Raw genomic sequence first — 12,885 nt, forward strand, 5'->3', positions numbered from 1 at the left:
GAGTGCCGATGCGCCTTCCATGGCTTCCGACGCACGGCCGCTCGCAGGCGGCGGATCCACGGCGCGCCTGCTGCGTCACTACGACGCCAAGTACGGAGCGGGCACCGCTGGCCCGCCGGCGGTGGCTACGGCGCCCGCCGGCGCTCCGCAGAACCGACACGAGGCGTGCCTGCACTACCTGCCGCAGCACTTTCACGGTGGAGCGATCCTCGAGGTGGGGGCCGGCGACGGACGCCTGGCGCGCGGTCTGGCGGCGCAGGGCATCGGATTCGAGCGCTATGTCGCCACCGAGGCCTCGCGTGCACGCCTCGCGGGGCTGGAGCGCAGCCTGGAGGATCCGCGTTTCGAAGCGGCCCATCTCGATCTCGAACAGGCGTCTCCCGAACACGATGCGCGCTACGACGCGGTTATCTTGCTCGCGTTGGTCGAACACCTGGTCGATCCGATCGAGGCGCTCCAGCGCGTGCGCGGCTTCTTGAAGCCTGGCGGCATTGCGTTCATCGACACACCCAACGTTGCCAAGTACACGCGACGCTTGAAGCTTCTGTTCGGGAGGTTCCCAGCGACTGCGTCTCGAGACGAGGGTCTCGCGACGTTCGACGGCGCCCCCGTCGATCTCCACGACGAGGGGCACCTCCACTACTTCACCTATCGCTCGCTCTCGCGCTTGCTGTTCGAGCGCTGCGGATTCCGCGAGGTCACGCCCGCACCCTACGCGAGCGGACCGCATTGGCTCGGTCGCGGCGTCGGTGGCTGGCTCGCCCGCCTGCGCCCCCAGCTGTTCAGCGAGCTCTGCGTGGTCGCGCGGGCCTAGAACCGGCGCGTCTAGGCCGGCGAGGCGTCGCCCAGGCGGGCCAATGCCACCGGCTGGTCGGGATCGAGCGCGAGCGCGGCACGCCAGCTCTGGGTCGCTTCCTTCTTCCAGTCGAGGGAATCGCAGAGCAGGTTGCCGCGACGCGCGAGCAGCGCGGCGCGCGCCTGATCGCCTCCGGCCTTCTCGGTGATGTGCTCGATCAGGTCGAGCTGTGCCTGGGCCCCACCGCGCGCGCTCGACGCCGCGAGTGCCCATTCGAGCAGATCCTCCCGGCTCGGATCGATCTCGAGGCAACGACGCAGGTGAATCACGGAACCCTGGACGTCGGCGAGCGACTCGACCATCAACGACGCGAGCTCGAGGTGCAGCTCGAACTCGTGGGCTTCGTCGGCGTGGGGGAGGGCGCCGCGCAGCAGATCGGCGAGCGGTTCGGCGTCGCCCCGGCTGCGGTAGAGCTCGCAGAGGGCGAAGCGCGCACCGCGGTCGCTGGGGCACTCGCGCAGCAGCTGGCGGAAGCACTCGATCGCGCGGTTCGCTTCTCCGAGCGCGCGCGCGGCTTCGGCGGCGCGCCGGAACCAGAAGACCCGCTGCTCGACGGGCTCGGCGAGACGTCCGGCCTCCTCCGAGAGATCCATCAGCGGCTCGAGACGGCCGAGCTGCTCGTAGAGTCCAGCCAACGCGGGTGCGGCTTCGAGGATCGCTTCGGGATGCGCGCGCAGGGGTTCGAGGATCTCGATGGCGCCGCCAGGGTTGCCCAGCGAGTTCGCGCGCAGGTCGGCGATCCGCATGCGCAGGTGCACCGCGTCCGGGGTGTGGCCTTCACCGGCGGCCTCGCGGGCCTCGAGCTTGCGCTCGAGCACCGAGACGATGCGCGCGCCGCGCTCGTCTGCGCGCGGGGCCACCTCTTCGATCGGCTCGTCGTCGAGCTCGGGCATCGTGAGGGGCGCCGCTTCCTCTTCGGGTGCCGCCGGGGGCGCGAGCCTCGCCAACCCTTGTGTGGCGCGCGGGTCGTCCGCGTCGCTGCGCAGGGCCGCTTCGTAGTGCTCGATCGCGAGCTCGGTCTGGTCGAGCTTCTGTTCGTAGAGCGCCGCGAGTTCGCAGCGGAGATCGACTGCCTGGGTGTCGACGGCCCCTTCCAGGGTGGCTTCGAGCATGGTGGCCAGCGGCTGCCAGTCTTCGCCGGCGCGGTAGATCCGGCGCAGGCCCGCGACTCCACCCGGGAAGCCCGGGCGGCAGGCCAGGCCCTTCTCATAGGCCTCGCGCGCGGCCTGGGAACGCTCGCGTCGTTCTTCGATCTCGCCGAGTCGAACCCACATGGCGCCCTGGCTCTCAGCGGTGTCGGCGAGTTCGGCACGCTGGGCCAGGAGGGCGGCCTGTCGTTCGAGCTGATCCGACCCCTCGAGCAGGGTGAGCCACATGTCGAGAGCGTCGATGTCGGACGGGTTCTCGGCGAGGGCCTGTTCGAGGGCGCGCTCGGCCGTGATGCTGTCGCCGCGCGCAGCGGCGTTCCAGGCGCGCTGGAGCAGCGGCTCGGCTTCTTCTTCGGGCTCCGGCTCGGCGCGGACCGCGGCGGGCTGCACCGGCGGCGGCGACGCTTCGGCAGCAGGCTCGGGTTCCAGTACGGGAGCGGGCTCGGGGTCCAGTAGCGGAGCAGGCTCGGGTTCCAGTACGGCCACGGGCGGGGCGCTGGGCTCCGGCTCCGCGGTCACTTCCGGCTCTGCCGTCACGACGGGTTCGTCCTGGACGGTCGGCGTTTCGAACGCCACCTCGACGGCGTCCTGCAGCGGGGGCTCGCCGGCCGGGTCGGCTTCGCGCTCGGCGCGTGCGTACCACTCCTCGGCCTGTTCCGCGTCCTGCAGCCCGTCGCGCCAGACGTCGCCCATCTCCCGGAGCATCGCGGCGCGCTCGGGACCGGGCGGGGTGAGCGAGAGTTCTTGCTCGCCGATCTGGAGCACGGCTTCCCAGCTCTGGCGCTCGGCGTAGAGCCGACGCAACGACTGGAGTGCACGCCGCAACGACGGGTCGAGTCGCGCGGCCTCCGTGTAGGCGGCGATGGCGGCATCCGTGTCGCTGAGTCGCTCCTCGAAGAGCTGTCCCAACCGCAGCGCCAGCTGGGCGCGGGCCTGCGGGCGGTTGGAGAGAGACGGCGCCTCCTGACGGTGCTGGTACAGCTCCGCCAGGCCCCGCCAGTCCGACTCCATGAAGAGGTGTTCTTCGAGGAAGTCGAAGGCCCCGAGATCGTCCGGGTCTTCGGAGAATCGTTTTCGCAGCGGCTCGAGCGTCGCGTTCAAGGCAGCTCCACCCCGAAGTACGGGGATCCTGGGGGCCGGGTCCTAGGGGCGCATCGGAGCGTCGGCGCCCGGACTTGACCGTTCCGAGGGCGTTGGAAAGCCCCGGTCGGGGGTGGAAAACCTGATTGGGTTCAGGGCCTTGGCGGCTCTCCTCCGCGCGCGCGGAAGCGGCTGTCGCCGGTTCCGGGCCCCGGCGGGAGGAACAGGTCGAGGAGCAGGGTGTCGAGGTCGCCCGTATCCACCCGGCCGTTTCCATCGAGGTCGAAACGGGCCTCGACCCGGCCGGTCCGCAGGGCCCGCTGGAGCCGTGCCGCGTCGCTCAGGCCGGTCACGCCGTCGCCGTCGAAATCACCGTCACAGCGGTTTCCCCAGCCATCGCCGTCGCTGTCGCGCTGCCTCGGGTTCGGGCGCTCACGACAGTTGTCGGTCCGATCGGCGACCCCATCGCCGTCGCCGTCGGCCGCGGGCGGTCTGGGATCGGCGACGGTCATCAACGGATCCCCGATGTAGGCGTTGGTCCAGGACAAGAATGGAACGCTGCGGAAGAACGCCTCGCCCGCCGGGACGCCGCGCGCGTAGTCGACCAGCAGGCGGGGGCGGGCGACGCCGTTGAGCGTCGGCTCGGCCACGTGCGAAGCCACGCCGGCGGCGCCGAGGCGGATCAGGTCTGCGGCGAGCGATTGCCCGTAGGGCGTCCCTGCGGTGAAGCTGCGGCCGTTGGTGCTGACGAGGTTCACCGCGATCGCACCCGGCGCGAACGCTCCGGGATACCGCGTACCGTCGATGTCTCCGAAGAACGGGGGGCCGGGGTGGCGAGACGCGTTGCTGCCCCACGAGACGAGCCCGATGAGCCGCTCGAGTCCGCCGCGGAACGCGACGCCCGAGTCGTAGATCACGTCGAGGTCGAGCGCGCGCAGCCGCGCCATCGTGGCGGCGAACATCGCGGCGTTGGCGGCGCCGCGACCGCCTCGCTGGCCGAGATCGGCATCGATCAACCAGCGGGCGTCCGTGCGTCCGCCGCGCGCCCGCTGGAGCAGGGCGAGCACGTCCGCGGGGACGCCGGTCTTGGCATCGGTGGGTGTCGCGTAGCCCGTGAGGCGCGCGACGAGGAACCGCGGCGGAGCCTCGGGAAAGCGCTCGCGCCAGGCCGCGAAGGGCAGCGACGCGCGAAAATAGGGGTTGGGGGAGCTGGCGCGACCGGCGCTGCCTTCGTAGCGGGTTCCCAGCACGGCGAGCTCGGCGTCGAGGGCGGCCCCGCGCTGCTCGTCGTAGGACACCGGCCCGTCGTCGCGGATGTAGAGCGGAACGCCCTTGGTGGTCACCAGGATCTGGATGCGTCTCGCGCGATCGTCTTGCGAGAGGAAGCGCATCACCGGGTCGCGCACCCGCCGGAGGTAGTCCTGCCGGGAGACGGTCTCGTGGGCCGCCGTCCCCAGCCCGGGATCTTCGAGCGGGATCCGCAGGGGCAGGACCTGGCTGGCGGGAACGCCGCGTGCCCGCCGGTAGGCATCGCCGATCGCGACCGAGACCGGGCTGGCCTCGTTCACCAGAATCAGCACCTCGGGGTGCTGCTCTGCGTCGCCGCGTGCGCTTCCCGCGAGGACCGCGATGCCGAGCGCCCAGGCGACCGCGAGGGCGCGGTGGCGAGCCTCGCGCCGCGCGCCTCGTCGCGCGTCCCTCTGGCCGGAAACGGACCGCCGGATAGAATGTGCGCCCGTTGCGGGGCGCGTGTCCGAGCGCAGCGCCTTCATCCCCCTCGAATCGACGCTACCCCGATCTCGAAGGGCAGCCAAACCTCGGAAGGCTGCTGAGCGCACCGCGCTCTCGTACCGCTGGGAGACCCGATGGGCCAAGAGTTCGTCTACACCATGCAAGACGTGGGGAAGGTGGTCGGGAACGACCGCATCATCCTCGACGACATCACACTGGCGTTCCTGCCCGGCGCCAAGATCGGCGTCCTGGGCTCGAACGGCGCGGGCAAGAGCAGCCTGCTGCGCATCATGGCCGGCGTCGACGACGACCACCTCGGCGAAGCGCGACCGATGCCGGGGGTCCGCGTCGGCTACCTGCCCCAGGAGCCGGTGCTCGACGAGACCAAGAGCGTGCGCGAGATCGTCGAAGAGGGCGTCGGGGACACCCGCGCTCTGCTCCAGCGCTTCGAGGACATCTCCGCGAAGTTCGCCGAGCCGATGGACGACGACGAGATGAACAAGCTGCTCGAGGAGCAGGCGAAGCTGCAGGACCAGATCGACGCGCTCGGCGCCTGGGAGCTCGATCGCACCCTCGACATGGCGATGGAAGCGCTGCGCGTTCCTGAGGGCGAGGCGTCGGTGTCGGTGCTGTCGGGCGGCGAGCGTCGTCGCGTCGCTCTCTGCCGGCTCCTGCTGACCAAGCCCGACCTGCTGCTCCTCGACGAGCCCACGAACCACCTGGACGCCGAGTCGGTGGCGTGGCTCGAGCGCTACCTGTTGAACTACCCGGGCACCGTCGTCGGGATCACCCACGATCGCTACTTCCTCGACAACGCCGCCGAGTGGATCCTCGAGCTCGATCGCGGCCGCGGGATTCCGTGGAAGGGCAACTACTCCTCCTGGCTCGAGCAGAAGGAGCAGCGACTCGCGCTCGAGGAGAAGCAGGCCGGTGCCCGCCGCCGCACCCTGGAGCGTGAGCTCGAGTGGATCCGGATGTCGCCGCGCGCGCGTCAGGCGAAGGGCAAGGCGCGCATCAACGCCTTCGAGAAGCTCCGCAGCGAAGAGGAGTCGCGGGCGCCCGAGACCGTCGAGATCCTGATTCCGCCCGGACCGCGCCTGGGTGACGTGGTGGTCGAGGCAGAGAACCTCCAGAAGGGGTTCGACGGCAAGCTCCTGATCGACGACCTCAGCTTCCAGCTGCCGCCGGGCGGGATCGTCGGCGTGATCGGCGGAAACGGCGCCGGCAAGTCGACGCTCTTCCGGATGATCGTCGGGGACGAGAAGCCCGACGCCGGCTCGCTGCGGTTGGGAGAGACGGTCCAGCTGGCCTACGTCGACCAGTCACGCGACGTCCTCGACGCGGAGAAGACGATCTGGGAGGAGATCAGCGGCGGTGAAGAGCGCCTCAAGTTGGGCGGTCGCGAGATCAACTCGCGCGCCTATGTGGGGTCCTTCAACTTCAAGGGCTCCGATCAGCAGAAGCGCGTCGGCATGCTGTCGGGTGGTGAGCGCAACCGCGTGCACCTGGCGAAGGTGCTGCAGGCGGGCGGCAATCTGCTCCTGCTCGACGAGCCGACCAACGACCTCGACGTCGACACCCTGCGGGCCCTCGAAGAGGCGCTGCTGAACTTCGCGGGCTGTGCGGTCGTGATCTCCCACGACCGCTGGTTCCTCGATCGGATCGCCACCCACATCCTGGCCTTCGAAGGCGATAGCCACGTCGAGTGGTTCGCAGGCAACTACCAGGACTACGAGGCCGACCGGCGCCGTCGGCTGGGCGACGCGGCCGATCGGCCTTCGCGGCTGCAGTACCGAAAGTTCGAGAGCGGAGCCTAGAGGCTAGGGGCGCGTCTCCAACCCATCCGGGGCGGGCAGGGCGTCGGGCATGTTCGCCGGCCCCGCTTCGGAGAACGCGAGCTTCTCGATCGACGCGCGGGTCGCCAGGGTGAGCGGGTCCACCTTTCCGAGCGCGGGTTCGACGATCTCGAGCGCGCGCCCGAGCGTACGGCGGGCCATGTCCTTGCGGTTCTGGGCCGCGTAGACGCGTCCCAGGTACGAGAGGCTGACGCCGAGCTCGATCGGCTGGGTCTCGCCGCGTTCGTGGATCGCGACCGCCCGCTGGAGCAGCGGGCGCGCCTGATCGTATTGGGCGCGCTCAACCAACGTGGCGCCCAGGGCGTCGAGGCTGCGGGCGAGGTCTGGGTGATTCGGATCGAGCACCGACTCCCGAATCGAGAGCGCTTGCTCGTAGCGACGGACCGCCTCGTCGCGGCGCCCGAGGGCGGCGTAACTCCCCGCTGCTTCGAAGAAGACGCGGGCGACGGTCTCGTGCTCGCGACCGTGGGCGTTCGAGAGCTGCTCGATCGCCTTCGTGAACTGCACCAGCGCTGCAGCATGGCGCTCGCTGCGTCCGAGGAAGGAGCCGAGGTTGGCGAGGGTCGCCCCGAGCTGTTCGGCGTCGGGAGGCGTTTCCCGAGCGAGCAGGGCGATCGCGCGCTGGTAGTGACCTTCGGTCTCGCCCGTCTTCCCGTCGCGCTGTGAGGTGTCGGCGAGTCCGCTCAGGGCGAAGGCGAGCGCTCGGAGCTCGAGGGGTCTCGTCGTCTCGAGCAGGGCGATCGCGCGTTCGAAGTGCGACCGCGCTCCGGCGAAGTCGTCGAGTTCGAGCTGCACGTAGGCGAGACCGACGAGGGGGCGCGCCAGCGCCGGAGAACCCACGCCGCGGTTCGCCTCCTCGGCGGCGATGGTCTTCTCGAACAGACGGATCGCGGCGGCGTACTGACGCCGCGCGGTCAAGCTCGCGGCCTGGTGGTAGCGCGCGCGGGCGACGATCGGGCTGCCCGGTCCGAGGTCGCGCTCGAACATCGGGATCGAGCGCTCGAAGAGGTCGTAGGCCTTTGCGTACTCGCCTCGCGACTGGTGGACCAGCGCGAGGTTGCCGAGCACCTCCGCCACCGCGCGCTCGTCGCGCGGCGGGTGCTTCTTCCAGACGTCGAGCGCCTGGCGGAAGCGCCGCTCGGCCAGGTCCGAGTCGTCCCGACCGGACGCGATCTGACCCAGCAGCGCGAGGGTGTCGCCCACGCGACGATGCTCGGGACCGAAGGAGCGCTGCTTGCTGCGCAGCGCCCGCGTGGCGAACGACTCGGCCTCGGCGCTGCGACCGACCGCGTGGAGCAGGTCCGCCAGGTTGTGGAAGGCCATCGCGGTTTCCGGATGGTTCGGTCCCACCAGCTGGTCGAACCGATCCGAGGCCGCGCGCAGCGCCGTGATCGCGCGCTCGTGGTCGCCGCGCTCGCGAAGCAGGAGGCCCAGGTTGTTCTGCATGGCCGCGACTTCGCGGTGCGCATCGCCGACCTGCTGCTGGCGCATGCGCAGGGCGCGCAGGAGCAGGGTCTCGGCCTGATCGAGGCGCCCACGCGCCTGCTGCACCAGCGCCAGGTTGTTGAAGCTCATCGCGACTTCGCCGCTGTCTGCGCCGAACACCTGGCGTCGGATCGCCAGCACGTCGCGATGGGTCTTCTCCGCTTCTTCGAGGCGTCCCGCCGCATGGTGGATCGAGGCGATCTCGTTCAGGATCGAGGCGAGCGGTCCGCTCGGTTCGGCGTCCGGGCCGCCGCGCAGGGCGAGCGCCTGTTTCGCGAACCCGAGCGCATCGCCGTGCCGGCCCTGGATGCGCAGCGTCGCCGCGAGATTCGTGTGCGTGCGCGCGCGCAGCTCGGGGATGTCGCCGTGTTCGTCGAGGGCCGCGAGCGTGCGCTGGTAGAAGTGCTCGGCTTCGCGGTAGTGGCCGCGCGCCTGGTGGACGACGGCGAGAGCGTGCAGCGATTCGGGCAGGTCGCGTTCGTCGTCGTCGAGTTCCTGGGTTCGGATCGAGATGGACCGCTCGTAGAGCGCGGCGGCACGCTCGCCTCGACCGAGTGCGTCGTAGGCGCTCGCGAGCTGCTCGAGCAGGGAGGCGAGCTCTTTCGGCGGTGTGTCCGGTAGCTTGTCGCGCACCGCCAGGGCTTCTTCGTAGTGACGGGCGGCCACGGGCAGGTTGCCCTCGACCAGGTGGAGCGCGGCCAGGGTCTCGACGCCGGTGGCGAGGCTCTCGTCTTCGGGGTCGCCGCGCCGGGCTCGGGTGTCCCGCCAGCGTGCAAAGACTTCGCGCGCTTCGTCCAGTCGTCCGGTGTGGGCGTAGAGCTCGCCGAGCGCGCGCAGGCTCTGGACCAGGCGCGGATCGTCCTCGCCCAGTGACTCGGCCTCGGCGCGGGCGCGTTCCCAGTGCGCCTCGGCGGCTTCGACCTCACCCTTGTCGAAGGCCTCGAGGCCTGCGCGCCAGGGGTCCGAGGTGGCGCAGCCAGTGGCCGCGAGGGCGCACCCGAGCGAGAGGATCCAAGCGCCGAAGACCGAGGACCTGGGTCCGCAGCCACGCGTCGACGTCTCCACCATCGATTCCACCTCTGCCGGAAGTTTTCCGGGTCGGCGCAATCGCGATTGGGCAGCCGACCCCGCAGAACTCTTCGGCTGAGCGGGGCTGGACGTTGACTCTTCTTCGGACGCGGGGAATCAGGGAGAAATCGGGTCTCTCGCGAGCCGAATTCCGCTGAATTGCCAGCGGGCGTCTGGGTAGAAGAAGTTGCGGTAGCTGGCGCGGATGTGATCGGCGGGCGTTGCGCAGGAGCCGCCGCGCAGCACCATCTGGCTGCTCATGAACTTGCCGTTGTACTCGCCGAGCGCCCCTTCGATCGGGCGGTAGCCCGGGTAGGGGCCGTAGGCGCTCTGGGTCCACTCCCAGACGTCGCCGAAGAGCTGGACGAGATCGCCGGTGGCGTCGACCGGAGCGCGCCGGGGATGCAGCGCTCCCGACTCCACGAAGTTCCCTTCGATCAAGCGCTCCGAAGCTTCGACGCTTCGCAGGGCTGCGGTCTCCCACTCGGCTTCGCTCGGGAGCCGCGAGCCCTGCGCGCGCGCGTAGGCGTCGGCCTCGTAGAAGCTCAGGTGGCAGACGGGAGCGTCCAGGTCGAGGGTGCGGCGACCGCCCAGGGTGAAGGTCGTCCACCCCGTGTCTTCGCGCCGCCAGTAGAGCGGCGCCTGCCAACCTCGTTCGGTGACGGCTGCCCAGCCGTCGGAGAGCCAGTGCGTCGGGTCCTCGTATCCGCCGGCTTCGACGAAGGCGAGGTACTCGCGGTTGGTGACGGGCCGACGGGCGAGTTCGAAGGGCTGGAGGTAGACCCGATGGCGCGGTCCCTCGTTGTCGAAGCCGAACCCGGAGCCCGGGTGACCGATCTCGACCAGCCCTCCCTCGAAGCGATGGAAGCGGTGTGCTTCCTCCGTCGCGCTGCCCTTCTCGCTCGCCGCCGACGCGCGGTACGCCGGATCGAGCGGGTTGCGTGCGAGCAGATGCTTCAGGTCGGTGAGGATGAGCTCCTGGTGCTGCTGTTCGTGGTGGTTGCCCAGGTCGACCACCGCGCGGCCCGCGGGCGAGACCCGGTCGGCTTCGAGCAGCGCGAGCACCTGCGTGTCCACGTGCTCGCGATAGGCGAGGATTTCGTCGAGGCCCGGTCGCGACAGCAGGCCCCGGTGAGGGCGCGAGTACTGCTCGCCGACGCTGTTGTAGTACGAGTTGAACAGGAAGCGGAACTCGGGCCGGAAGGGCGCGTAGTCGGGGATCGCCGCCTCGAGCACGAAGGTCTCGAAGTACCAGGTGGTGTGCGCGAGATGCCATTTCGTGGGGCTGGCATCGGGCATCGACTGCAGCGCGCAGTCTTCCGGCGAAAGCGGATCGGCGAGGGCGATCGACGCCGAGCGGATCGAGCGGAAGCGCTTGGCCAGGGCCTCGGCGCTGGGAGCATCGCTGGAGATCGTCATGACGCGACGGACCAGAACCTACGAACCTGCCCCGCCGGATGCAAACCGGGCTACCAGTGCTCGGTGCCCGGCTCGCCCTTCCAGGGGCCGACGAGGTCGGGCGTGATCCAGCCGCCGTAGAAGGGGCCGGGCTGGGGAATCACCCGCGCATCGCCCACGAAGCACGCGTCGACGCGCCCCGCGAAGATCGCGACGTGGCCCGCGAGGGCCTCGAAGGGCGCGAGCGGCTCGTCGTAGCCCCAGGCGGCGCGTTCGGCGCGGGCGTTCCCGGCGTCGATGTGGAAGTAGCGCGCGGCCCCCTTCCATTCGCAGAGGGAGCTTCCGCCGGCGGGCACCAGGCAGTCCTTCTGGACGTCGCGCACGGGGAGGTAATAGGTGGCAGGACTCGCGGTCTCACAGATGCGCAGCGCGTCGTGCGTTTCGGCCACGATCTGCCCGGCGAACTCGACGCGCACGGACTTCCCCACGCGCTCGAGGCGCGGAGGTCGCGGGTAGTCCCAGACCGACTCCTGGCCCGGACCCGGGACCTCGGCATGTTCCGGGCGACCGCGCGGGACGCTGCGCCAGTAGGCGACCTGACGTCGCTGTTCGTCGTCGAGCGCGCTCATGACCCGACCCTAGGTCCGGACACGAGCGCGGCCAGTTCGTCGACCCGCGGGCAAAGCTCGTCGGCGCCGGCGTCCTCCAACTCGTCGCGGCTGCCGTAGCCCCAGAGGACGCCGACCATGCGCGCACCGACGGCATGCGCGCCCCGGACGTCGTGGTGGCGGTCGCCGACCATCACGCAGTGCCGGGCACCCTGGCCCTGCTCGGCCAGGATGTGCGCGAGCAGCTCGGCCTTGTCGGCGAGGCGTCCGTCCAGTGTGCTGCCGTAGACGCGATCGAAATGCGGGTCCAGATCGAAGTGGGCGACGATGCGTTCGGCGAAGGTCGCGGGCTTCGAGGTCGCCACGACGGTGCGCACGCCCTGGGCGCGCAGCTGGGCGAGCTGGGCCGGGATTCCGTCATAGACCCGGTTCTCTTGCCAGCCGACGCGATCGAAGCGTTCGCGGTAGGCGTCGATCGCGCGTGCGATCCGGGGCTCGGACGGCTCGGCGAGGTGTCGCGCAAAGACATCCGGGAGCGTCGTTCCGATCTCCCCGCGCAGGATGGACTCGGCCGGCGCCGGGTCGCCGAGCGCGCGGAAGGCGTGGGTCAGGCTCTTGACGATCCCCTCGGCCGAATCGGTGAGGGTGCCGTCGAGATCGAAGAGGACGAGTGCCGGGGGAGCGGGCAAGCGCGACTCCGGGTGGGCGCGGTAGAGTAGGGCCCGCTCTGGCTGCCGGCATACGCCGGTCCCGCTCCGGAGTCCTTTCCCTCCTCCCGAGTTCCCTGTCCCGAGCCTGGCGGCCCTGCCGCCCAGCAGTCGTCCGCGTCCGCGGCGATCCCGCGAACGGAGATTCCCGTGTCCCAAACCTACGTCGACCTCGCGACGGCGCGAGACCAGTCCGGCCTGCGCGTGGTCCTGACCCAGGGCGTGCCCGGGCCGTGGGGCGAGGCCGCGAAGGGCGTACTCCACGCGAAGGGCCTCGCCTTCACGCGGGTGGCCCAACAGGGCGGTGCCGACAACGACGCGCTCTTCGCGTGGACGGGGCACCGCAACGCCCCCGTCGTCGTCTTCGACGAGCAGCCGCCGCGGACCGGGTGGTCCGAGATCCTGTGGCTCGCGGAGCACCTGGCCCCCGAACCCTCGCTGCTCCCGGACGCCTCCGAAGACCGCGTCGCCTGCTACGGACTCTCCCATCTCTTGATGGGGGAGGGCGGCTTCGGCTGGTGCCGTCGCCTCATGATGTTCCACGGCCTGATGGACGCCGAGGGGAAGCTGCCCGAGGCCCTGCAGCCGACGCTCGGGCGGATGGTCGTCCAGTACGGCTACAGTCGCGCCGCTGCTGAGGTCGCCGAGCGACGGGTGGTCGAGATCCTCGGTCTGCTCTCGGACCGACTGGCCGCCCAGCGGGCCGCCGGCCGCGACTTCCTGGTGGGCGACCGACTCTCGGCTCTCGACATCTATTGGGCGGCGATGGCAGCGCTGGTCGCGCCGCTGCCGCCCGACGTGTGCGCCATGCCCGACATGCTGCGCGCCAGCTACCAGAACACGGGTGACCGGATCGCCAAGGCCGTCGATCCGGAGCTGCTCGCCCACCGCGATCGCATCTACCGGGATCACCTCGAGTTCCCGCTCTCCCTCTAGCCCGAGCGCACG

Annotated in this window: 9 protein-coding genes; 3 read left to right on the plus strand and 6 right to left on the minus strand. The window is 70.6% G+C overall.

Annotation, left to right across the window (positions count from 1 at the left end; genetic code table 11):
* Positions 1-19: 19 nt before the first annotated feature.
* Positions 20-814, plus strand: a complete 795-nt coding sequence (locus tag AAF430_11065; protein MEM7410765.1) for a class I SAM-dependent methyltransferase — start codon at positions 20-22, stop codon at positions 812-814.
* An 11-nt stretch (positions 815-825) separates the two neighbouring features.
* Here AAF430_11065 and AAF430_11070 read toward each other — a convergent pair whose 3' ends face one another.
* Complete coding sequence (locus tag AAF430_11070; GenBank protein ID MEM7410766.1) at positions 826-3,105, minus strand: tetratricopeptide repeat protein; 2,280 nt, start codon at positions 3,103-3,105, stop codon at positions 826-828.
* Positions 3,106-3,236: 131 nt separating this feature from the next.
* Entirely contained in the window at positions 3,237-4,856 is a 1,620-nt protein-coding gene (locus AAF430_11075; GenBank protein MEM7410767.1) for a TIGR03790 family protein, read from the minus strand.
* Between the two features lie 93 nt (positions 4,857-4,949).
* Here AAF430_11075 and ettA point away from each other — a divergent pair, with 93 nt between their 5' ends.
* Positions 4,950-6,632 carry an energy-dependent translational throttle protein EttA gene (gene ettA / locus AAF430_11080; GenBank protein ID MEM7410768.1) on the plus strand — a complete coding sequence of 561 codons (1,683 nt, stop codon included), beginning with the start codon at positions 4,950-4,952 and terminating at the stop codon, positions 6,630-6,632.
* A 3-nt stretch (positions 6,633-6,635) separates the two neighbouring features.
* Here ettA and AAF430_11085 read toward each other — a convergent pair whose 3' ends face one another.
* From AAF430_11085 to AAF430_11100, 4 genes are all read right to left on the minus strand, one after another.
* The gene (locus AAF430_11085; GenBank protein MEM7410769.1) at positions 6,636-9,224 is read right to left on the minus strand and encodes a tetratricopeptide repeat protein; all 2,589 of its coding nucleotides are present in this window, start codon (positions 9,222-9,224) and stop codon (positions 6,636-6,638) included.
* A 117-nt stretch (positions 9,225-9,341) separates the two neighbouring features.
* A complete protein-coding gene (gene egtB, locus AAF430_11090) occupies positions 9,342-10,643 on the minus strand; it encodes an ergothioneine biosynthesis protein EgtB (protein MEM7410770.1) in 1,302 nt (433 codons plus the stop codon).
* 50 nt (positions 10,644-10,693) lie between these two features.
* Positions 10,694-11,251, minus strand: coding sequence for a DUF427 domain-containing protein (locus tag AAF430_11095; GenBank protein ID MEM7410771.1), 558 nt, complete (start codon positions 11,249-11,251; stop codon positions 10,694-10,696).
* Complete coding sequence (locus AAF430_11100) at positions 11,248-11,919, minus strand: HAD hydrolase-like protein (protein MEM7410772.1); 672 nt, start codon at positions 11,917-11,919, stop codon at positions 11,248-11,250. Before AAF430_11100 ends, AAF430_11095 begins: the two co-directional genes overlap by 4 nt.
* Before the next feature lie 168 nt (positions 11,920-12,087).
* Here AAF430_11100 and AAF430_11105 point away from each other — a divergent pair, with 168 nt between their 5' ends.
* Entirely contained in the window at positions 12,088-12,873 is a 786-nt protein-coding gene (locus AAF430_11105; protein MEM7410773.1) for a glutathione S-transferase C-terminal domain-containing protein, read from the plus strand.
* The last annotated feature ends 12 nt before the right edge of the window (positions 12,874-12,885 follow it).

Source organism: Myxococcota bacterium (assembly GCA_039030075.1).
Taxonomy (GTDB): Bacteria; Myxococcota_A; UBA9160; order UBA9160; family SMWR01; genus JAHEJV01.